The following is a 20,456-nucleotide window of genomic DNA, read 5'->3' on the forward strand; positions in this document are numbered from 1 at the left end:
TATTCTATGACGAACTGAGTTTTGCTTTCTTAATCCCTAGGATTTTTTGGTGCAATTGTTCAACTGCTGATTTGAGCTCAGACAAACTGCCCTGGTTCTCAACGACGGTATTTGCCAGTGCAAGTCGGGTTTGGCGGCTAGCTTGAGCTTCCAAAATCGCCTCCACCTCAAGTCTGGATAAATTGCTGCGCTGCATCACTCTTTGAATTTGGGTCTCCTCAGGGCAATCCACCACCACCAGGTAGTCAATTTGGTCTGTCCAGTTCCCCGACTCAACGAGCAAGGGGACCACAAAGACGAGATATGGAACGGCAGCATCAGCTAGCAGCAAAGCCTGTCTGAGTGTTTCTTGGCGAATTAAGGGGTGGGTAATTTCCTCTAAAGATTTTCTGGCATCCAGAGTGCTGAATACCAGGGTGCGCATTTTGGCCCTATCTAAAGCGCCGCTAGGCTCAATAAATTCTGACCCAAAGCGCGCTTGAATGAGGGGAATGGCACTTCCGCCAGGAGCAGTAATTTGATGCGCAATCAAATCGGTATCGATGACACCTGCACCTAATTGTGTAAGCAAATCACTTACAGCAGTTTTGCCAGAGCCAATGCCCCCGGTTAAGCCAACCAAGGGAAGGCGTTGCCTTAAGGCGCTTAAGTGAGATTGCCCAGTAGGAATGTTAGAAGATTCTGTGGCCATAACAACTCAATAATGCCAGCAAAGGCAAGAAATGGTCCAAAAGGAAATGCATGGCAAGAGTTTTGCTTGTGCCATTTGAGATAGATCATGCCACCAATTAAGCCGGAAATTGAGGCGATGAGGAGGATGCTAGGTAAGGCGCTCCATCCTAACCAGGCGCCAAGAGCTGCCAATAGTTTTGCATCACCCATGCCAATACCATCCTGTTGCTTTATCAGGTGATAAAGATAATTTAAGAGCCATAAACTTACATAACCCATGAGTGACCCAATAATAGAGTCGGTAACATCAACATAATGAGAGGGTGACAGTAAATTAAAGACCATGCCGGCAACGATTAGTGGCAAGGTAATTGAGTCGGGAAGCCTAAAGCTGCGCAAATCAACATAGCTCAAATACAGCAGTATCACTATGAGCAATACACGAACGAGGTCGACGTTGTTGAGCAGGCTCATTACACAATTTGTCCAAGGCTAAAAATTGGGAGATATAGGATGATGACTAAGCTACCAATAATTATCCCAACAATCACAATTAAAAGGGGTTCTAGTGTTTGACTGAGGGTATTTAAGCGATTGCTAAGATCTGATCCTAAAGCATTAGCACGCTTACAAAGCATGCCGTCTAGGGAACCACTCTCCGCTGCAATCCTGAGTAACTGTAGGGTTTCAAGATCAAAGAGGATATGTTTAGGGTCGGCTTTTACTAATGCCTCTCCCAAAGGCCAGCCCCGTGTAAGCTGCTTAAATATCTCAGCACTGAAGTCATGGCTGAGCCAATGATTCGAGGATTGGGCTGTGACCCTAAGAGCATCGGGTAATGAAAGCCCAGATCTAATCAGATGACCTAATGTGCGACACCAATACGTTAATGTCGCTAATCTTAATAGAGGACCCAGGAGTGGTAGTTGAAAACTGAGTCGATCGCATCGTCTTTGTAGGTGCACCGATTTTAGCCAACTGAAGTAAAAAATGAGGATACACAGCACTATAGATACGCCAAGCTCTAAAAAGTAATGCTCTATGAAAGATGAGAGCTGTATCAGAACTTGTGTAGGCAGCGGAAGATCTGCCTGAAAATGAGAAAAGACATCTTTAAACACCGGCACAACCCAAACCATCATGACAATCATCAATGCCAGGGAAGTTATCAGTGTAATTATTGGGTAGGCAAGTGCTTGCTGCACTTTACGGCGTAATTCAATTTGTGCCTCAAGTTGTTCGCAGATAGTGGTAAGGGCAAGCCCAATATCACCCGTACGCTCACTAACGCTAATGAGATTAATAAATTCCATCGAAAAAAGATGTGGATCTACTCGCAGACATTGTGACAAGCTATACCCATTTTTTAATTGCGAGTGAATATTATCTAACCATGCATGCCATGATTTTGGGGCGGTTTGATGTATGAGTTCGATTGCATTGAGAAGTGCGAGGCCAGCCTGCAGTAAGGTAAGGAGTTGTCGAGCAAAACCCAGCTGATCTTCCTTAGAGAGTATTCGTCTCATGACCAACTGTCCACTTCAGCATCTAGAGCATCTTGTTTAATCCAGCCTCTTTCAACATGATGCATGCCTGCAGCATGCATAGAGGGATAGCTAAGATTAGGATTGAATATATGTATGCCATCAAGTACTTCATGCACTCCGACACGACCAAAGTAGCCAGTCCCACAGCAGATTTCACAACTTGATTGTTGCGAAGAGCCTTGTCCACGACAGTGGTAACAGGTTTTTCGCACTAAGCGTTGCGAACTAATGCTGCGAATGCATGATTCAAGTGAATTTTGATCGATACCTAGATTGTGTAGTCTGGATACAGCAGCGCGAGCACTACGGGTATGAAGGGTACTTAACACCAGATGACCTGTATGCGCTGCTTGAATGGCCAGCTCTGCACTCGCCTTATCCCGAATCTCCCCAATCATGATGACATCTGGGTCTTGTCTGAGAATGGCTCGAATAATCGTCGAAAAGTCGAGTCCAGCCCGAGGATGGAATGCGACTTGATTGATGCCTGGTAAACGAATTTCAATCGGATCTTCAATGGAGCAAATATTACGGTGAATGTGATTCAGACTCTGTAGGCAGCTATACAAGGTGCGCGTTTTCCCGCTGCCAGTTGGGCCAGTTACTAGAATTAATCCGTTAACTTGACTTAGGGCATTCTTGAAAATATCTAACTGCTCAGGCAGTAAACCCAATTGCTCTAATGTGAGTTCTTCAATACGGTTGGGCAAAATGCGAATAACTGCCTTCTCTCCATAGAGGGTTGGCAGTATAGAAACTCGACAATCTACATCTGGCCTTGAAAAATTATGGCCAATACAAAGCCGCCCATCTTGTGGAAGGCGCTTTTCGGCAATATCAAGACGTGCCAGAATCTTAATGCGGGTAATAAGGCGTTCGTGGAGCTCAGCAGAATACTGGGAGTGCTCTTGTAATAAGCCATCTACCCGAGTGCGTACTAGAGTGTTTCGCGCGCCTGCCTCAATATGAATATCACTCGCCCTGGAATCCATCGCGTTAACAGCGATTTCATGCCAGATACGAATAATGAGTGAGTCATTATTTAAGCTCAATCTTGAGTATTACTAAATTCGGGTCTATGCAGCTTTACAGTTTTAATACCCTGTTCATCGAATTGCACAATTTCCATCACAATTCCAGCAAGTCGAATGCTGACATCGTGATCAGGAATGGCCTCAAGTTTGTTGAGTAGTAATCCGTTTAAAGTACGTGGGCCATCTACGGGTAAATTGAGATTTAGGAGACGATTAAGGTCCCGAAGAGACGCGCTGCCGCTTGCCAAATAAGTACCATCTGCTAGCCAATGGGGATCAGTAGACAAGTTTGAAAAGGATGTCGTGAATTCGCCGATTAACTCTTCAACAATATCTTCAAATGTGACCAGACCTAATACTTCGCCATATTCATTTACCACTAAGCTTAAACGTTGTTGATTGTCTTGAAAGAATTGCATCTGCTGTAGTACGGGCGTACCGCTAGGGATAAAGTAGGGTTCATTTAATAATGACTTAAAGTCCTCATGCTGTAGATCGGAATCACCAAGAAGAGAGAGGGTTTTTTTGACCGATAAAATACCAATAATGCGTTCTGAGTCTCCATCGCACACAGGTAACTTGTTGTGATAACAAGTCTCTAGTTGTTGAATCACTTCGTCGATAGGTCTAGATAGATCTAGTATCTCAATCTTCGATCGGGGCGTCATGACATCATCAACAGTAATATTTTCTAAATTAAAAAGATTTAGCAAAATATTGCGATGATGAGTTGAGACAAAACGATTAGATTCGAGTACCAAGCTTCGCAATTCTTCTTTGCTCATAGCTCGACTATCTGCTGATGACTGAAGGCCGGAGATTCTCATGAGTCCAGAGACAAAGCTATTGATAAACCATAACAGGGGCTTAAAAATAAAGGTTAAAGGCAGAATGAACCAACCAACACTAGAGGCAATTTTTTCTGGAAACGCTGCACCAATCACTTTAGGTGTAATTTCACTAAAAACAATAATGAGTAGAGCCACAACAAGCGTAGCGATCGATAGGACAAGACCACTCTCTCCGAAGATGTGAAGAGCGATACCGGTAACCAAGATAGGTAAGATGGTATTGATCAAATTATTGGAGATCAGCAACACTGAAAGTAATGAATCAATGCGTTTGAGTAATCTCTCTGCTAATGCAGCCCCCGCATTGCCACCATTTGCCATGGCGCGTAGCCGATGACGATTGGAAGACAACATGCTTGTCTCTGCCATGGAAAAAAATCCTGAGAGTGCGAGTAAAAAGAGGACTAGAGCAAGTTGGCCTAAAAAAGGCCAATCGTCAAAAAAGGTGTCCATGGGTTCTGCCTGCAATAAGTAAGGATGAACCAATATAGCAAAGTGTCATTTCACAAGCTATAGCTAGGGTAGAAAGCGAGGTCATCTGTTCTCTGAATCTATGTGAGAATCTTCCTTATGGCCCCATCCCACTCAAAATCATCTGCCGATCTCCAGTATTGCGTGATTCAGGCGCCCTTTGGATGCCTAGGAATTGAAACGGGAATGGTGGAGGGTAGTTTGATGGTCTCCAAAATTGACTATTTACCGGCAACGACTGCTTTAATCAAACCCCAGAATCAATTGGCCCGAGAGGTTGAGAAGCAATGCAAGGCTTATTTCAAGAATCCACAATTTCAATTTGAATTGCCCTTAAGGCCCCAAGGTACCGAACATCAAAACAAAGTGTGGAAAAGTGTTTTGGATATTCCATTCGGACAAACAAGCACCTATGGTCAGCTTGCCAAAAATATCAAGAGCGGAGCCCGTGCGGTAGGTACTGCTTGTGGTGCAAATCCCTACCCTTTAGTTACTCCTTGCCATCGCGTAGTTTCTGCACAAGGTATTGGGGGCTTTATGAAAGAGGATGCGCCTGGATTTTATCGTCAAATCAAAATCTGGCTTTTAAAGCATGAGGGAGTCATTTAATCTCGTTTTAGATTTCTCAGTGAACTAGTAGATAGCCGAAAGAATGCTTTCATCAAGATATCGCTAGAAGCGGCGATCTTGGTAATACTGTAAAAGCTCATCACGGCTCTGCGAGAGAGTTTGACCTCGTCTTTGTAGATAAATTGCTTGCGCTTGGCAATCTTGGAGAGAGTCATCACAGCTAAGCCAAATGCTAAAAAGCAAAATTGCCGCATCCCAATATCTTGCTTGGGAATGAGCAGGATGTAGCGCAAGGAATCTTGTAGTTTCTGATAGGCAATGCCAAGCAATTCAGTTTGACTCATGCTGACTGGCTTCCAAGATACGCCACGAGCCCTATCTTCCGGGGAGTCCTTCAGGATATTAGTCATTTGAAGTGCTTGACCAAAAGCAATAGCCAGATCTTCGTGGCCGCGAATACGCTTAGCAAATGCAGGAGAGTGATTGCTAAAAATGGCGGTGAGTAGTTCACCAACGACCCCTGCAACAACATAACAATATTCTTCAAACTCTTGGAGATCTCTCAGTCCTTCTTCAGTTTGTTTACCATGAAAGTGCGACATGCCATTGGACATGATGGAAACGCAGCGACTGACAGCGACTTGATCGCTGATGGAGCAGGTATGCAAAATACGCAGAACAGTTGGTGTATTGAGAATTAGATCAAGCTCATCTTGGTTACTGTAATTTTTTAAGGCCTCCAGACAAGGGACCACAAAAGAACTTACTGGTGATTTTTCAAGGACTGCCTCTAAAAAAAGCTTAGAAAGTGCTTGTTTAGTGCTTGGGCTTAAATCCGCTGCATCTTCAATCGTATCGACGATACGGCAAAGCAAATAGGTGTTGCCAACCACTTTCTCCATCGTTGGGGGCAGAAGTGGAATGGTCAGCGCAAAGGTGCGAGAGACTGATCCCAGAATGGTTTTCTGATAAGCCAAATCGGCATTAAGGTTCTCTTTTGGGGCATCCACTCATGAATTATGTCAGACCAGCTTGCCTCAAATCAGTACTTATTCCCTTATTGCCAAAAGTGACATGGCCATATAATTTGACCAATTTCCTGAAGGAGAAGCTGGACGATGTTGATTTGGTTTGTCATCATCTATTGGGTGATATCCGTAGGCATTGGCTTATGGGCAGCCTTGCGCGTGAAAAACACTGCAGACTTTGCTGCAGCGGGCCATAGCTTGCCCTTGCCTATTGTCACTGCAACCGTTTTTGCTACTTGGTTCGGATCTGAGACTGTCTTAGGTATTCCAGCTACCTTTTTGAAAGAAGGTTTGGGCGGTGTTGTGTCTGATCCTTTTGGTTCATCACTGTGTTTAATCCTCGTGGGACTTTTTTTTGCACGGCATCTCTATAACCGCCGCATGCTCACTATTGGTGATTTTTTTCGTGAAAAGTATGGCCGTACCGTTGAAGTATTAGTGACCCTATGTATTGTGGTTTCGTATTTAGGTTGGGTGGCTGCGCAAATTAAGGCCCTTGGCTTGGTATTTAATGTCGTTTCTGAAGGTGGTATTTCACAGACTGGTGGCATGTTGATCGGCGCAGGAAGTGTGTTGATCTACACGCTGTTTGGTGGTATGTGGTCTGTGGCAATTACAGACTTTATTCAGATGATCATTATTGTGATTGGCATGCTCTACATTGGCGGTGAGATGGCAGTACAAACTGGCGGTATCAGCGTTGTCATTGAGCATGCTGCCGCTGCAGGAAAATTTAGTAATTTCTGGCCCGATATGAATCTAGCGTCGATTCTTGGATTTACCGCAGCCTTATGCACCATGATGTTGGGCTCGATTCCACAGCAAGACGTTTTCCAACGCATCACCTCTTCAAAGAACGTCAATATTGCAGTGCAGGCCGCTATCTTAGGTGGCGTGCTCTATTTCATCTTTGCTTTTGTACCGCTCTATTTAGCCTACTCGGCAACACTCATCAGCCCTGACTTAGTAAAGCAATATTTGGATACCGATCCGCAAATGATTCTGCCGCAACTGATTCTGCAGCACGCCCCTATATTTGCTCAAGTGATGTTCTTTGGAGCGCTGTTATCGGCTATTAAGAGTTGTGCAAGTGCGACCCTGTTGGCGCCATCGGTGACTTTTGCAGAAAATATTATTCGTGGTTTTTTCAAACATTTGACTGATCACGAGTTGCTCAAAGTGATGCGTATTACGGTCTTGTGTTTTGCCGTAATTGTCACTTTTTTCGCTATCAACTCAGAGCTATCCATTTTTAAAATGGTAGAGAGCGCTTATAAGGTCACCTTGGTAGCCGCTTTTGTGCCGCTGGCTTTTGGGGTCTATTGGCCCAAAGCAAATTCTTTGGGGGGTCTATTGGCTGTGGTCTGCGGTTTAACCGTTTGGATCAGCTGCGAGATATTGGCCCCACACGCTATCTTGCCGCCTCAATTAGCAGGCTTATTTGCCAGTATTGCAGGCATGTTATTGGGTAGTTTGGTGCCAAAAGATCTGCTCAAGGCAGCTTAAAGGACCTGTTGCCTAAAATTTAGGCAACATTATTTTGTTCCACTCCAAAATAATCTCCTCTAATATGGAACTAATTCAAAATTTTAAGTACTTATGGAGTTCCTATGAAAATCTGTGTGATAGGCGGGGGTGGCGCGATTGGTGGTTACCTCGCTGTGATGTTGGCTCGAGCTGGCAATGAAGTAACAGTCGTAGCGCGTGGAGCAACTTTAGCGGCAATAAAAGAGCGCGGCCTTGCCTTAATCATGGATGACCAGCCAGAACCATTGGTGGCTGAAGTTAAGGCAGTTGAAAAAATCAGAGATGCAGAAATTCCAGATGTCGTGATTCTGGCAGTGAAGGCGCATCAAGTTGAACCCATCATTGATGACTTAGCGGCAATCATGGGTCCCCAGACTATTTTGATTCCAATGCAAAACGGAATCCCTTGGTGGTACTTCCAGAAATTGGGCGGAGACTATCAAGATCATGCCGTTGAAACAGTAGATGCTGGTGGCCTTGCAAAGAAAACTATTAACCCAAATAACATTATTGGTTGTGTAGTCTATCCAGCGACCTTTACTCAAGCGCCTGGTGTGATTCGTCACGTAGAGGGCAATCGTTTCCCATTGGGTGAGTTAGATGGCAAGCCAACAGATCGTATTCAAAAAATCTCTGAGATGATGACTGCTGCAGGATTTAAATCACCTATTCTGGATGACATTCGTTCTGAGATCTGGCTCAAGTTGTGGGGCAACATGACCTTTAATCCGATCAGCTCATTAACGCATGGCACGCTTGAGGGTATTTGTCAGAACCCATTAACAAAAGAGTTAGCGCGCAATATGATGGCTGAAGCTCAAACCATTGCTGAAAAGCTGGGCGTTACTTTCCGGGTAGATATTGAGCGTCGCATTGCTGGCGCTGAAAAAGTCGGCAGGCACAAGACCTCGATGTTGCAAGACTTAGAGGCTGGTCGTAGTTTAGAGATTGATGCTTTGCTCGGATCGGTTATTGAGCTAGGCAAGATTACACAAACTCCCACACCTTGTTTAAATACTGTATTTGCTTTGACAAAATACTTGGATGAAAACGTTCAGGCTTCTAAAGGAAGTTTGGCATTACCATCTGTTTCTGGTTACTAAGCTAGTAGTAGTTAGTAGAGTGTATTAAAAAACCCTTGCTATGTGAGTAGCAAGGGTTTTTTGTTGATTGCAGAATAGATTTATTCGAAACGATTATCCAAGCGACCAACACCCTCAATGATGATGCTGACATTGCTGCCCGGTTTCATGGAGCCTACGCCTACAGAGGTGCCACAGGCAATGATGTCACCAGGTTCTAATGGAACATCTTGCGAAATTAGGCTGACCAATTTTGCCGGTGGAAAAATCATATCTGCTACCGGATAATTTTGGCGCTCTTGATCATTCAAGATAGTCTTAATGTGAAGTTTGCTCGGGTCTACATCAGTAGTAATGTAGGGGCCAAAAACACCGAAGGTATTAAAGCTTTTAGAGCGGGTCCACTGAGCATAACCAGGATCACGATTGAGGATTTCAATCGCAGTGACATCGTTGATACAGGTATAGCCAAAGATGGCATTTGCAGCCTCAGCTTCACTAACTTCATGGCAGCGCTTGCCAATCACAATTCCCAATTCACCTTCGTAAACTACTTTGCCTGAATAAGACTTTGGCGTGCGAATAATTTGATTAGCTGCCAAGAAAGAATTATTGCCTTTTAAAAAGTACAAGGGCTCAGCAGGCACCGCATGCTCAAGCTTAGTTACTAAAGCGTGAAAGTTATCCACCAAGGCAACCATTTTCGATGGATTACAAGGGATGTCGATCGTGACATTAGCAAGCTTGAGGATCTCTCCAGTAGTCTTAGGCTGATTAAATAAATCGCCGGTATAGACAGTAATTTCATCGTCTTGGACCTGTCCTAAACCAGTTTTCCCCTCGTATTGATATCTAAGCCATTGCGCCATAATGATTTCCTATGAAGTTTATTATCTGATAAGCAATATCTTACAGGGATGTATTGATGGCAAAGACTTCCGAACTTGGTTTTGCACCAGAACATGATCAGCCGGTTCGCTATATGGAGCGAACACGCAGCTATTACTTGGGCTTGGGTTATGACAACCCTTACGTATGGGCGCATTACCTTGCGGTACCGTTTACCCCTCTTAAGAAACCCCTCAATCAATCTGTACTTGGATTAATTACCACTGCCGTTCCATACGATGCTGAAAAAGGACCTCAAGGACAAGGTGCGCCCTATAACGCGGCCGCAAAGTTTTATCAGCCATACAAAAGTGCAATTAATCAAAAGTTAGATTTAAGGATTGCTCATGTCGGTATCGATCGCAAAAATGCCAATATGGAAGAAGTGAATTGCTGGTTTCCCTTGGCTCCTGCAAGGCGCGTAGTCGAGATGGGTAGACTCAGAATGGTATCGCCAAACTTTTATGGCTTACCAACCAATAGAAGTCAAACCCATACTTTAGAGATTGATGCCCCGATTATTTTGGAAATGTTACGAGCAGACAATGTGGATGTCGCCATCTTAATTCCAAACTGTCCTGTATGCCATCAGAGCCAAAGTTTGTTAGCGCGCTATTTAGAAGAGGCAGGTATTTCTACTGTTGTGATGGGGGCAGCCAAAGATATCGTTGAATATTGTGGAGTACCACGGTTTTTATTCAGCGATTTTCCGCTGGGCAATGCAGCTGCAAGACCAAATGACACCGCATCTCAAGACTATAACTTTGAGCTTGCTCTGAAATTACTTGAATCTGCCCCAGCCCCAAGAACTACAGTGCAATCACCACTCAAGTGGTCTACTGATGCAGAATGGAAATTGGATTATGCCAATCTAGAAAGATTATCCAAGGCAGAGATTGCACGCTTAAGTGAAGAGGCTGAGAAGGCGCGCGTGACGGCGCGTGAGCTCAGAATGAATAGCCTTGGAAGTTAAGTGACTACTTAAGTCTGCCTAGCTAGAGAGTATTCGCACAAAGCCTGTAATGCACCAGTAGCTTCATTTGCTGGGAAGTCTTTAATGCAATCTAAGGCTAAGTCAGCCTCCCGTTTTGCAGCAGCCTGGGTGTAATCTAAAGCACCCGAAGTTTGAACAGCACGCAAGATTTGTACAAAGACGTCATCGGGCAAGTCTTGATTTTGTTCAATGGCTGCACGCACTAATAAACGCTCTTCGTTCGTACCATGTTCAAGAAGATAAATGAGTGGCAGGGTAGGCTTACCTTCGCGTAAATCATCGCCAGCATTCTTGCCCATTTGAGCGGCGTTTGCAGTGTAGTCGAGTAAATCATCCATCAATTGAAAGGCGGTACCAATGTGCCTACCAAATGCTGCTGCCTGCTCACGTTGTGTATCGCTTGCATTTGCCAGAATGGCACCAAGTTCGGTGGATGCTTCAAATAATTTAGCGGTCTTGTAGCGAATCACTTGCAGGTAGCTAGCTTCATCAACCTCGGGGTCATTCATATTCAGAAGCTGCAGCACTTCGCCTTCAGCAATGGTATTGGTTGCATCGGACAAAATTTGCATGACTCTTAAGTCATTTGGACGAACCATCATTTGGAAAGCCCTGGAATACAAAAAGTCACCCACTAAAACGCTTGCTGCATTTCCAAAAGTGGCATTTGCGGTCTCACGACCTCTTCTGAGGGTGGATTCGTCAACCACGTCATCGTGCAAAAGGGTAGCTGTATGGATAAATTCCACGACTGCAGCCATTTCCAAGGAATGAGGGCTTGCATTGCCTTTAGCCAGGGCTTTTGCAACTAGCATGAGTAGGGCCGGTCTGATCCGTTTGCCACCCGCCTGAATGATGTAGCTCGAGATTTGGTCAATTAAGGCGACTTTCGAGGCCAATCTGAGGCGAATAACCTCATCTAAAGCCTTGAAATCTAAGGAAATTGGGGCCAGGATTTGGCTTAAGTCATTGGTTTTGACAGTGCTCGTCATGCAAGATATAATAATGGGCTTAGCTTCTCCAGGGTGGATTAGCTTAAATGTAGATATTAATTGAGGTTTCAAACCATGTACGCGGTCATAAAAACCGGTGGCAAACAATACAAAGTTGCCGCAGGCGAAAAATTGAAAATAGAACAGATACCAGCGGAAATCGGCAGCGAAATCACTCTTGACCAAGTCCTCGCCGTTGGCGAAGGCGCTTCACTGAAATTAGGTGATCCATTGGTTAATGGTGCAGCTGTGATGGCCACTGTCGTCTCCCAGGGACGTCACGATAAAGTGACAATCTTTAAGATGCGCCGTCGCAAGCATTATCAAAAGCACCAAGGCCATCGTCAGAATTTCACTGAAATTTTGATCAACACGATTAAAGCCTAATTCAGGGTAGGAGAAAGATATGGCACAGAAAAAAGGCGGCGGCTCAACACGAAATGGTCGCGACTCGGAATCGAAACGTCTAGGCGTTAAGGTTTTTGGCGGCGAGCACATTAATGCTGGCAGCATCATTATTCGTCAACGTGGCACACGTGTTCATCCAGGTGCAAACGTTGGTATTGGTAAGGATCACACTTTGTTCGCATTAATTGACGGTCAAGTGGAATTCGGCGTTAAGGGTGCTTTGAAGAAGGCCCAGGTTTCAGTTCTGCCTCGTTCTTAAGGCGCCTGACTGAGATCCGTTTGATTCAGATTTATTCCGAATTTAACTCTTAGGAACAGGCCTCGCTAAGCGAGGCCTTTTTTATTCATGAAATTTATAGACGAAGCTCGTATTGAAGTCATAGCCGGCCAAGGTGGCGCCGGAAGTGCCTCTATGCGCCGCGAAAAGTTTATTGAATTTGGCGGTCCTGATGGTGGTGATGGTGGCAAAGGCGGAAGCGTCTGGGCTATTGCTGATCGCAACATCAATACCCTGATTGATTATCGCTACGCAAAAACACATACCGCTAAAAATGGTGAACCAGGTCGTGGCGCAGACTGTTATGGTCGTGCAGGCGATGATATTGAGTTGCGTATGCCAGTTGGCACTATCATTGCTGACTTTGATACTGGTGAGCCAATTGCTGACTTGACAACCCATGGCGAACGCCTATGTTTAGCCCAGGGCGGCGTGGGCGGCTGGGGCAATATTCACTTCAAGAGCAGTACCAATCGTGCGCCACGTCAGAAGACGAATGGTAAGCCAGGTGAGCGTCGTAAGCTGAAATTAGAACTCAAGGTATTAGCTGATGTGGGATTATTGGGTATGCCCAATGCTGGTAAATCTACTTTGATTACCGCAGTCTCAAATGCACGTCCAAAGATTGCTGACTACCCCTTCACAACCTTGCACCCCAATCTTGGGGTAGTACGTGTTGGCAATGAGCGTAGCTTTGTAATTGCCGATATTCCCGGTTTGATTGAAGGAGCGGCAGAAGGTGCTGGTTTGGGGCATCGTTTCTTGCGGCACTTACAGCGTACAGGCGTTCTTTTGCATCTTGTAGATATTGCACCGTTTGATGAAAATATTGATCCAGTTGCAGACGCCACTGCGATTGTGAATGAGCTTCGTAAATATGATGAAGCCTTGGTTGAGAAACCACGTTGGTTAGTTCTCAATAAGGTCGATATGATTCCCGAAGAGGATCGCAAAAAAGTAGTTGCTGATTTTGTGAAAAAGTTCAAGTGGAAAGGTCCTGTATTTGAGATCTCTGCTTTAACTGGCCTTGGCTGTGACAAACTCTGTTATTCATTACAAGATTATTTGGATTCTGTTCGTCGCGATCGAGATGATGCTGAGGAGCGCTTAGCCGATCCTCGCTACCAAGATCAGGCCGAAGATAAAGCCCCAGATTAAATACATATTAGAGATGTTTTATTGATATGAACGTACAAAAAGTAAAACGAATTGTTATCAAAGTTGGCTCTAGCCTAGTGACTAATAATGGTGAAGGTTTGGACCATGCTGCGATTGCGCTATGGGCCAACCAAATGGCCTCACTACTAAAGTCTGGCTATGAAGTGCTCATGGTCAGTTCGGGTGCGATTTCTGAGGGTATGCAACGCTTAGGCTGGACCAAGCGCCCCCAAGATATTCATCAACTCCAGGCAGCTGCTGCTGTCGGCCAAATGGGCTTAGTGCAGGTTTATGAAAGCTGCTTTGCTCGGTTTAATTTGCGTACAGCCCAGATTCTGTTGACCAATGCAGATTTGGCTCATGAAGAGCGCAATACCAATGCAAAGGCTACGCTCGATACTCTGTTGAAGTTGGGTGTTGTGCCCATTATTAATGAGAATGATACTGTTGTGACCGATGAGATTAAATTCGGTGATAACGACAGCTTAGCTGCTTTAGTAACGAATTTAATCCATGCCGACTTGTTGATCATTTTGACAGATCAGGGTGGTTTATATAATGCAGATCCGCGTCAAGATGCTACCGCAACCTTATTAACGCATGCTATTGCAGGCGATCCTGCTCTGGAGAAAATGGCAGGTGGTGCTGCTAGTGAACTGAGTAAGGGCGGGATGTTGACTAAAGTGTTAGCTGCAAAGATTGCTGCTAAAACAGGTGCTTCTACTGTAATTGCTTCAGGGCATGAGCCTAATGTGCTTACCCGCTTGTTAAGCGGGGAAAGTATTGGAACTTTGCTTAATAACCAATAATGACGCCCATTGAGTTACTAGGCTTATTCTGTCCCGTAAAGCCTTTTGGATTGAGGGACTTCAAAATGGTCTCAATATTTTTTTCCTGCATGTCAATATTACAAAATGCTCCTTGAGCCAAGGCAGCTTGATAACGATTGGCTATAGCGCTTTGTATCACCTTCCAGCTTGAGAGTGGATTTTCTTTCCAACCCGTACTGTAATAATTACCGTAAATACGCGCTTGAGAAGAATCACAACGAATTCCTTCGTATTGAGCTTGCTGACCGCCACTAGGATTGATGATGACGACGGTGTAGCGAGTAACGCCATCAGCCCCAATCAAAATTGAGTCTAGATCAATAGCAAATTTGAAAACAGTCGTTTGAGATACGTAAAAGGGCGTAAGCGTAGATTGATTCGGTGGATTAAGCGGCATTACAGTGACGCCTTCCTTAAATACCATGGGGGCAAATGGATCGAGACCGCTCTGAAGCGCATCACCCGCACAGCCTGCAACACTCGTGAAAAGAACCACGCTGGCAAGATAGGAGCAAAAATGCTGGGTGGATAGCATCATTTTGAATTGTGATCCGTGTCAGTTTCTTTAGGGGTCTCTTCATTATTTGAATAAAAAGACTGGATGAGGTCAAGAGGGGTACCCCAGGCAAGTTGTTGCATACGAATTCCGCGGGCAAGGTAGCGTGCTAACTCAGAAAGGGCAAGTTGATAAACCTCTCTTTTGAAATCAATGACACCATCAAGCTGAATCCAGAAGGGAACCCATCGCCAAGCATCAAATTCAGGATGTTCAGAGGCGCGTAATTGAATATCGCTATCTAGGCCCACTAATCGCAGTAAAAACCAAATTTGCTTTTGCCCACGGTAGGCGGCACGGTGTATGCGGGTGGCATGTTGACGGCGCAAGAACTCCTCAGGGACGTCATAACGAAGCCAATCCCTAGTTCGCCCAATAATTTGGACATGTTCTGGTAGCAAGCCAACCTCTTCATGCAATTCGCGATACATGGCCTGCTCGGGGCTCTCACCATGTTGTATCCCGCCCTGCGGGAACTGCCACGAATGCTGCCCGACGCGTTTTCCCCAGAAAACCTCGTTACGGGCGTTGAGGAGGACAATGCCGACATTGGGGCGATACCCTTCACGGTCAAGCATGATCGTGCCTCAAATCCTTTAAAATCAATGATTTGATTATATCCATACATGAAAGCTTCACAATCATTTCTCGCCACGCTAAAAGAAGCCCCTTCAGACGCTGAGGTGGTTTCGCACAAGCTCATGGTGCGCGCAGGTTTAATTCGTAAGCTCAGTGCAGGCATTTACAACTATCTGCCTCTGGGTTTAAAAGTCATTCGCAAGGTAGAAAATATTATTCGCGAAGAAATGAACCGCGCTGGCGCTATTGAATTGTTAATGCCGATGATTCAGCCAGCTGAGTTGTGGCAAGAAACAGGTCGCTGGGAAAAGATGGGCCCTGAATTACTGCGCATCAAAGATCGTCATGATCGCGACTTTTTGATTCAGCCAACTTCAGAAGAGGTAATCACTGATTTAGCTCGCAATGAAATCAAGAGCTATAAACAGCTCCCAATCAATTTTTATCAAATTCAAACAAAATTTCGTGATGAGCGCCGCCCTCGTTTTGGCATCATGCGTGGTCGTGAGTTCAGTATGAAAGATGCTTACTCATTTGATCGTGACACCGATGGTTTGAAGAAGTCTTATCAAATCATGTTCGATGCTTACACCAGAATTTTCAATCGTATGGGTTTGAAGTTCCGTGCTGTGACTGCCGATAACGGCGCGATTGGAGGGTCGGGCAGTCAAGAGTTTCATGTGATTGCCGATACTGGTGAAGACGCGATTGTATATTGCCCAAATTCTGATTATGCAGCCAACTTGGAGGCGGCAGAATCCTTGGCTTTGATCGCCGTAAGAGCAGCAGCTACTGCGGCCATGGCTAAAGTGCCGACACCAGATAAAACGAATTGCGCTGATGTTGCAAAGTTTTTAAATGTACCGCTTGAAAGTACTGTGAAGTCTTTATTGTTTGCTGCAGATCAAGAAAAAGGCCCAGCAAAACTCTTCATGTTGTTGGTGCGTGGTGATCATGATTTAAATGAAGTGAAGGCAAGCAAGATTCCTGGCATGGCTGAATCCCGTTTTGCTACTGAAGCTGAAATCTTGCAAGCATGTACAGCACCAGCGGGCTACTTGGGTCCAGTAGGTGTGAGCGCTGATGTTATGGTAGTAGCTGATCGTACGGTGATCAATATGTCAGATTTCGTCTGCGGTGCGAACGATGCGGGACATCATTTAAAAGGTGTAAATTGGGGCCGCGATTTACCAGAGCCTTTGGTCTTAGATATTCGTAACGCTGCAATTGGCGATCCATCACCAGATGGCAAAGGCGTAGTAGATATCTGCCGTGGAATTGAGGTGGGTCATGTATTTCAGTTAGGCACTCGTTATTCAGAGGCGATGGGGTGTACCTATTTAGATCAGCAGGGCAAAGCACAGCCTATGGTGATGGGTTGTTATGGTATCGGTGTAACGCGCTTGCTGGGGGCTGCAATTGAGCAAGGTCACGATGAGCGTGGCATTATTTGGCCGATTTCAATGGCACCTTTCGAGGTAGTGATTTGCCCTATGAATTACGACAGATCAGAGCTTGTTAAGGCAACAGCAGATCAACTCTATGGTGAACTCATTGCCGCTGGGATAGACGTTATTTTGGATGATCGTGGCGAACGTCCTGGAGCGATGTTTGCTGATTGGGAGTTGATTGGTGCACCATTCCGCGTTGTGATTGGTGACCGGGGTTTAGCAGACTCTGTCGTGGAATTTAAAGGACGCACTGACGAAGAGTCGCAAAATATTCCACTAGCCGATATCAAAGCAAAAGTCATTACTTCAGTTGCAGAAGCTAAGAAATTAGTTTCTTAGTTCTGTACTTCACTGCTATTTTTTAAATAGTCCGCCAATACCTTTGGCTGCACCTTTAGCAGCCATTGTCGCCATGGTGCGGGCCATCTTTCCGCCTTTGAATTGTTTCATCATGGTTTGCATTTGCTCAAACTGAGCTAAGAGGCGATTGACCTCTTGCACTTCAACGCCAGCACCAGCAGCAATCCGACGCTTACGACTTGCCTTGAGTAGTTCTGGTTTGCTGCGCTCTCGCGGAGTCATACTATCAATGATGCCGCGCATCCGTTTAGTTTGTTTATCGGCGTGACTAAGGTTTGTTTTTGAAGCTGCTTGAGCAACGTGACTTGGCATCTTATCCATCAGGCTGGCCATGCCACCCATCTTTTGCATTTGCAATAGTTGATCGCGGAAGTCTCCCAGATCAAACCCACCTTTAGAAATTTTTGTCGCCAGCTTTTCTGCTTGTGCAACATCTACATGTTGTTGTGCTTGCTCGACCAATGCCAAAATGTCGCCCATGCCCAGAATACGATTGGCCATGCGTTCTGCATCAAAGGCCTCTAGGCCATCCATCTTTTCAGCAACGCCAATAAACTTGAGAGGGACGCCGGTTACTTGACGAACAGAAAGTGCAGCGCCACCGCGTGAGTCACCATCTAACTTGGTGAGGATGACGCCGGTTAATGGCAGCGCTTCGTGGAAAGCTTTAGCAGTGTTGACTGCGTCTTGACCCAGCATGGCGTCAACCACAAACAAGGTTTCTATTGGATGCAGACTAGCGTGCAAGGTTTTAATTTCTTGCATCAGGACTTCATCAATACCTAAGCGTCCAGCGGTATCTACCAGCACCACATCAAAGTAATGACGGCGTGCCCAGTCCAAGGCTGCAAGCGCAATGTCGTTTGGTTTTTGGTTGATATTGCTTGGAAAAAACTCAGCCCCAACTTGTTTGCTAACTGTTTCTAATTGCTCGATAGCAGCAGGGCGATAGACGTCACAAGAGACCGTGAGTACTTTCTTCTTCTTTTTCTCTTGCAACCACTTGGCCAACTTACCTACTGAGGTTGTTTTACCCGCGCCCTGAAGGCCAGCCATGAGGATGACTGCAGGAGGTTGGGTTGCCAGGTTAAGTTCGCCACTTTGATTGGTATCACCCCGCATGACTTGGGCAAGCTCTTTTTGGACTACGCCAACCAATGCTTGACCAGGGCTGAGACTGCCAACCACTTCCTCGCCAAGGGCTTTAAATTTAATTTGCTCTAGAAGGGATTTGACCACGGGCAGGGCCACATCAGCCTCCAATAAGGCTAAGCGGATCTCCCGCAGCATTTCTGCGGTATTGCTTTCGGTAAGGCGGGCTTGCCCACGCATTGTTTTAACAACGCGCGATAAGCGATCGGTGAGGTTCTCTAGCATTTATGGATTAGACTTTCTAGATGGATATTTTAGGTTACTCAGGTTTCGACTGGCTTACCCCAGCCCTTTATTTACTTTTACTGCTTTTTTTGAGTCAGAGAGCGAGGATTGGTAAGGAATCTGCCCGCTCTGCAGGGCTTGTCCAGGCCTGTATTTTTATCATTTTGATAATTCATGGCTTTGATTTGCATGATTCGGTCTTTACACCCGAAGGTTTCATCTTTGGGTTTGCTCAGGACTTATCTCTGATTGCCTGGGTAGGTCTAGCATTTTATTGGTTTCAATCCTGGTTTTTACCAATCGCTAGCTTGCTTTGGATGTCAATCTTATTCGCTTTATTTTGTTCTGTGCTCCCAATCTTTTTCCCAGGAGTATTAATTTCTCCAGTGGCTGTTTCAGATCCCTGGTTTAAGGCACATTTTATTGTGGCCACTTTTTCAGTGGGTTTATTAAGTCTAGCGGCGATGCAGGCTATGTTGATGAGTGTTTATGACCGCGCCTTACATCGTCAATTAGCGATTGTTCCTAATAGTCGTCTTGCGCATTGGTTAGAAGATTTGCCGCCACTGATGACGATGGAAGGTCTGCTGTTCAATTTGATCTATGTTGGTTTTGCACTATTAACGCTGACCGTTTTCTCAGGGCTTTTATTCTCACAAGTTTTATTTGGCAAGCCTTTTATGTTTGACCATAAAACTATTTTTGCACTCATCTCTTGGATCTTGTTTGCTGGTTTACTCATAGCCCGGCGCTCAGTAGGTTTACGTGGTTGGGCGGCAATTCGTTGGGTATTAAGTGCCTACGTTGTTTTATTACTTGCATATGTTGGCAGCCGGTTTGTGCTGGAAGTTATTCTTCAGAGAGCTTGATCTGTGCTTAAGTGGCTTCTCTTGTCTGCGGGCATTGTCTTATTTTATCTTTGGTTTAAATCTCAGAAACGGATCAAGACTGAAAGTAAAGGTGCCTCTAAGCCAAAACCCAGCAAGGCTAAGGTGGTAGCTAAGGCTGAAGCAATGGTCTTATGTCAGTATTGCAAAGTGCACCTACCAAAATCAGATTCACTGACTAAGGAAGATCGTTTTTATTGTTCCCAACAGCATCTGGAAGCTCTAGATGATCAAGGTTGGTTAGGAAATGCAATTTGGAGAATTTCTCCTAATCAAGACAGTAGGCCTGAAGGCGCAACGCCAGATTTGATCGTTGTGCATCACATTAGCCTTCCTCCCGGAGGTTTTAAGAGTTCTGCCTCCAGTCAATACGTTATTGATTTTTTTCAAAATAATTTAAATCCCGCTACACATCCCTATTTTGAAGAAATTGGGTCACAAAAAGTATCGAGTCATTTTTTGATTGCCCGTACAGGCCAATTGATTCAATTTGTTTCTACTCAAAATAAGGCTTGGCATGCTGGCGCCTCTTCATTTTTAGGTAGAGAAAGATGTAATGATTTTTCAATTGGGATTGAGCTAGAGGGTGATGGCGACACTCCATTTGAGAGTGCGCAATACAAAGTATTGGCAAATCTTGTTCAAGAATTGAGCAAGTCGTATCCTCACTTGCAATTTGCTGGTCATAGCGACATCGCACCAGATCGAAAAACAGACCCAGGAAAATTCTTTGATTGGAAAAAGTTCCAAAAAGAGACAGGTCTTGCGTCGGAAAAATTGCCCTTCGGACTGAATTCCCGCTAGGGCTAATATTGCTATGTGAGCGTATGCTCACTTTTTCAGCCTTTAGTTAACAAGGGTTTGAAAATAAGCACCAAAATGACTCCAAAATAAGTGTGCAAATTAGTAAAAGTACT

Annotated in this window: 21 protein-coding genes and 1 pseudogene; 11 read left to right on the forward strand and 11 right to left on the reverse strand. The window is 45.0% G+C overall.

The genetic code is table 11. The annotated features are described in order from the left end of the window. Positions 1-4: 4 nt before the first annotated feature. From coaE to ICN38_RS02350, 5 genes are read right to left on the reverse strand one after another with little or no spacing between them, the layout of a single operon-like run. Positions 5-691 carry a dephospho-CoA kinase gene (gene coaE, locus ICN38_RS02330; protein ID WP_216254552.1) on the reverse strand — a complete coding sequence of 229 codons (687 nt, stop codon included), beginning with the start codon at positions 689-691 and terminating at the stop codon, positions 5-7. Next, on the reverse strand, positions 646-1,146 hold the full coding sequence (locus tag ICN38_RS02335; RefSeq protein ID WP_216254555.1) for an A24 family peptidase: 501 nt from the start codon (positions 1,144-1,146) through the stop codon (positions 646-648). Before ICN38_RS02335 ends, coaE begins: the two co-directional genes overlap by 46 nt. Further along, positions 1,146-2,198, reverse strand: coding sequence for a type II secretion system F family protein (locus ICN38_RS02340; protein ID WP_216254558.1), 1,053 nt, complete (start codon positions 2,196-2,198; stop codon positions 1,146-1,148). Before ICN38_RS02340 ends, ICN38_RS02335 begins: the two co-directional genes overlap by 1 nt. Further along, positions 2,195-3,271, reverse strand: coding sequence for a GspE/PulE family protein (locus ICN38_RS02345; protein ID WP_255562673.1), 1,077 nt, complete (start codon positions 3,269-3,271; stop codon positions 2,195-2,197). Before ICN38_RS02345 ends, ICN38_RS02340 begins: the two co-directional genes overlap by 4 nt. Next, positions 3,268-4,557, reverse strand: coding sequence for an HlyC/CorC family transporter (locus tag ICN38_RS02350; protein WP_216254562.1), 1,290 nt, complete (start codon positions 4,555-4,557; stop codon positions 3,268-3,270). Before ICN38_RS02350 ends, ICN38_RS02345 begins: the two co-directional genes overlap by 4 nt. 117 nt (positions 4,558-4,674) lie before the next feature. Between ICN38_RS02350 and ICN38_RS02355 the strand changes: the two genes are divergently transcribed. After that, a complete protein-coding gene (locus ICN38_RS02355) occupies positions 4,675-5,184 on the forward strand; it encodes a methylated-DNA--[protein]-cysteine S-methyltransferase (protein WP_216254564.1) in 510 nt (169 codons plus the stop codon). On the opposite strand, the gene ICN38_RS02360 is transcribed toward ICN38_RS02355, so the two are convergent. Beyond that, complete coding sequence (locus ICN38_RS02360; RefSeq protein ID WP_216254568.1) at positions 5,181-6,155, reverse strand: squalene/phytoene synthase family protein; 975 nt, start codon at positions 6,153-6,155, stop codon at positions 5,181-5,183. The genes ICN38_RS02355 and ICN38_RS02360 overlap by 4 nt on opposite strands. Positions 6,156-6,263: 108 nt before the next feature. Between ICN38_RS02360 and ICN38_RS02365 the strand changes: the two genes are divergently transcribed. Together ICN38_RS02365 and ICN38_RS02370 are read left to right on the forward strand one after the other, a co-directional pair. Beyond that, positions 6,264-7,679: a sodium:solute symporter family protein gene (locus tag ICN38_RS02365; protein WP_216254573.1), complete on the forward strand. Its 1,416-nt coding sequence runs from the start codon at positions 6,264-6,266 to the stop codon at positions 7,677-7,679. Positions 7,680-7,783: 104 nt separating this feature from the next. After that, the gene (locus ICN38_RS02370; protein ID WP_216254575.1) at positions 7,784-8,803 is read left to right on the forward strand and encodes a 2-dehydropantoate 2-reductase; all 1,020 of its coding nucleotides are present in this window, start codon (positions 7,784-7,786) and stop codon (positions 8,801-8,803) included. Between the two features lie 80 nt (positions 8,804-8,883). On the opposite strand, the gene ICN38_RS02375 is transcribed toward ICN38_RS02370, so the two are convergent. Beyond that, positions 8,884-9,651 carry a fumarylacetoacetate hydrolase family protein gene (locus ICN38_RS02375; protein WP_216254577.1) on the reverse strand — a complete coding sequence of 256 codons (768 nt, stop codon included), beginning with the start codon at positions 9,649-9,651 and terminating at the stop codon, positions 8,884-8,886. Between the two features lie 56 nt (positions 9,652-9,707). On the opposite strand from ICN38_RS02375, the gene ICN38_RS02380 reads away from it, so the two are divergent. Then, the gene (locus ICN38_RS02380; protein WP_216254579.1) at positions 9,708-10,643 is read left to right on the forward strand and encodes a reductase; all 936 of its coding nucleotides are present in this window, start codon (positions 9,708-9,710) and stop codon (positions 10,641-10,643) included. Positions 10,644-10,651: 8 nt separating this feature from the next. On the opposite strand, the gene ICN38_RS02385 is transcribed toward ICN38_RS02380, so the two are convergent. Continuing rightward, positions 10,652-11,656 (reverse strand): polyprenyl synthetase family protein, encoded by a 1,005-nt coding sequence (locus tag ICN38_RS02385; RefSeq protein ID WP_216254582.1) that lies wholly within the window; start codon positions 11,654-11,656, stop codon positions 10,652-10,654. A gap of 75 nt (positions 11,657-11,731) precedes the next feature. On the opposite strand from ICN38_RS02385, the gene rplU reads away from it, so the two are divergent. From rplU to proB, 4 genes and pseudogenes are all read left to right on the forward strand, one after another. Continuing rightward, entirely contained in the window at positions 11,732-12,043 is a 312-nt protein-coding gene (gene rplU, locus ICN38_RS02390; RefSeq protein WP_011902040.1) for a 50S ribosomal protein L21, read from the forward strand. Positions 12,044-12,062: 19 nt separating this feature from the next. Continuing rightward, positions 12,063-12,323 carry a 50S ribosomal protein L27 gene (rpmA, locus tag ICN38_RS02395; protein ID WP_011902041.1) on the forward strand — a complete coding sequence of 87 codons (261 nt, stop codon included), beginning with the start codon at positions 12,063-12,065 and terminating at the stop codon, positions 12,321-12,323. A gap of 87 nt (positions 12,324-12,410) precedes the next feature. Then, on the forward strand, positions 12,411-13,499 hold the full coding sequence (cgtA, locus tag ICN38_RS02400) for an Obg family GTPase CgtA (protein ID WP_216254584.1): 1,089 nt from the start codon (positions 12,411-12,413) through the stop codon (positions 13,497-13,499). 26 nt (positions 13,500-13,525) lie between these two features. Next, positions 13,526-14,296, forward strand: a pseudogene (gene proB, locus ICN38_RS02405) (glutamate 5-kinase); the annotation flags it as partial. Here the strand turns inward: proB and ICN38_RS02410 are convergent. Continuing rightward, positions 14,295-14,867, reverse strand: coding sequence for a CNP1-like family protein (locus tag ICN38_RS02410; RefSeq protein WP_216254589.1), 573 nt, complete (start codon positions 14,865-14,867; stop codon positions 14,295-14,297). The pseudogene proB and the gene ICN38_RS02410 overlap by 2 nt on opposite strands. After that, positions 14,864-15,463 carry an RNA pyrophosphohydrolase gene (locus tag ICN38_RS02415; protein WP_216254591.1) on the reverse strand — a complete coding sequence of 200 codons (600 nt, stop codon included), beginning with the start codon at positions 15,461-15,463 and terminating at the stop codon, positions 14,864-14,866. Before ICN38_RS02415 ends, ICN38_RS02410 begins: the two co-directional genes overlap by 4 nt. A 48-nt stretch (positions 15,464-15,511) precedes the next feature. Between ICN38_RS02415 and ICN38_RS02420 the strand changes: the two genes are divergently transcribed. Further along, positions 15,512-17,254 carry a proline--tRNA ligase gene (locus ICN38_RS02420; RefSeq protein ID WP_216254594.1) on the forward strand — a complete coding sequence of 581 codons (1,743 nt, stop codon included), beginning with the start codon at positions 15,512-15,514 and terminating at the stop codon, positions 17,252-17,254. A gap of 15 nt (positions 17,255-17,269) precedes the next feature. Here ICN38_RS02420 and ffh read toward each other — a convergent pair whose 3' ends face one another. Further along, entirely contained in the window at positions 17,270-18,652 is a 1,383-nt protein-coding gene (gene ffh, locus ICN38_RS02425) for a signal recognition particle protein (RefSeq protein ID WP_216254598.1), read from the reverse strand. Positions 18,653-18,672: 20 nt separating this feature from the next. On the opposite strand from ffh, the gene ICN38_RS02430 reads away from it, so the two are divergent. After that, the gene (locus ICN38_RS02430; RefSeq protein ID WP_216254601.1) at positions 18,673-19,521 is read left to right on the forward strand and encodes an inner membrane protein YpjD; all 849 of its coding nucleotides are present in this window, start codon (positions 18,673-18,675) and stop codon (positions 19,519-19,521) included. Between the two features lie 3 nt (positions 19,522-19,524). Next, the gene (gene ampD, locus ICN38_RS02435; protein WP_370624352.1) at positions 19,525-20,343 is read left to right on the forward strand and encodes a 1,6-anhydro-N-acetylmuramyl-L-alanine amidase AmpD; all 819 of its coding nucleotides are present in this window, start codon (positions 19,525-19,527) and stop codon (positions 20,341-20,343) included. The last annotated feature ends 113 nt before the right edge of the window (positions 20,344-20,456 follow it).

The sequence above is a fragment of the Polynucleobacter sp. AP-Melu-500A-A1 genome, assembly GCF_018882125.1.
Classification (GTDB): Bacteria; Pseudomonadota; Gammaproteobacteria; order Burkholderiales; family Burkholderiaceae; genus Polynucleobacter.

Excerpts from the sequence above, each read along its gene's own strand:
- ICN38_RS02355 (WP_216254564.1), top strand. The coding sequence starts at position 4,675 with ATGGCCCCATCCCACTCAAAATCATCTGCCGATCTCCAGTATTGCGTG.
- ICN38_RS02430 (WP_216254601.1), top strand. The coding sequence starts at position 18,673 with ATGGATATTTTAGGTTACTCAGGTTTCGACTGGCTTACCCCAGCCCTT.
- ICN38_RS02350 (WP_216254562.1), bottom strand. The coding sequence starts at position 4,557 with ATGGACACCTTTTTTGACGATTGGCCTTTTTTAGGCCAACTTGCTCTA.
- rpmA (WP_011902041.1), top strand. The coding sequence starts at position 12,063 with ATGGCACAGAAAAAAGGCGGCGGCTCAACACGAAATGGTCGCGACTCG.
- ICN38_RS02375 (WP_216254577.1), bottom strand. The coding sequence starts at position 9,651 with ATGGCGCAATGGCTTAGATATCAATACGAGGGGAAAACTGGTTTAGGA.
- ICN38_RS02370 (WP_216254575.1), top strand. The coding sequence starts at position 7,784 with ATGAAAATCTGTGTGATAGGCGGGGGTGGCGCGATTGGTGGTTACCTC.
- ICN38_RS02410 (WP_216254589.1), bottom strand. The coding sequence starts at position 14,867 with ATGATGCTATCCACCCAGCATTTTTGCTCCTATCTTGCCAGCGTGGTT.
- ICN38_RS02380 (WP_216254579.1), top strand. The coding sequence starts at position 9,708 with ATGGCAAAGACTTCCGAACTTGGTTTTGCACCAGAACATGATCAGCCG.
- ICN38_RS02340 (WP_216254558.1), bottom strand. The coding sequence starts at position 2,198 with ATGAGACGAATACTCTCTAAGGAAGATCAGCTGGGTTTTGCTCGACAA.
- coaE (WP_216254552.1), bottom strand. The coding sequence starts at position 691 with ATGGCCACAGAATCTTCTAACATTCCTACTGGGCAATCTCACTTAAGC.
- ICN38_RS02365 (WP_216254573.1), top strand. The coding sequence starts at position 6,264 with ATGTTGATTTGGTTTGTCATCATCTATTGGGTGATATCCGTAGGCATT.
- cgtA (WP_216254584.1), top strand. The coding sequence starts at position 12,411 with ATGAAATTTATAGACGAAGCTCGTATTGAAGTCATAGCCGGCCAAGGT.
- ICN38_RS02415 (WP_216254591.1), bottom strand. The coding sequence starts at position 15,463 with ATGCTTGACCGTGAAGGGTATCGCCCCAATGTCGGCATTGTCCTCCTC.
- ICN38_RS02335 (WP_216254555.1), bottom strand. The coding sequence starts at position 1,146 with ATGAGCCTGCTCAACAACGTCGACCTCGTTCGTGTATTGCTCATAGTG.
- ICN38_RS02385 (WP_216254582.1), bottom strand. The coding sequence starts at position 11,656 with ATGACGAGCACTGTCAAAACCAATGACTTAAGCCAAATCCTGGCCCCA.
- ffh (WP_216254598.1), bottom strand. The coding sequence starts at position 18,652 with ATGCTAGAGAACCTCACCGATCGCTTATCGCGCGTTGTTAAAACAATG.
- rplU (WP_011902040.1), top strand. The coding sequence starts at position 11,732 with ATGTACGCGGTCATAAAAACCGGTGGCAAACAATACAAAGTTGCCGCA.
- ICN38_RS02420 (WP_216254594.1), top strand. The coding sequence starts at position 15,512 with ATGAAAGCTTCACAATCATTTCTCGCCACGCTAAAAGAAGCCCCTTCA.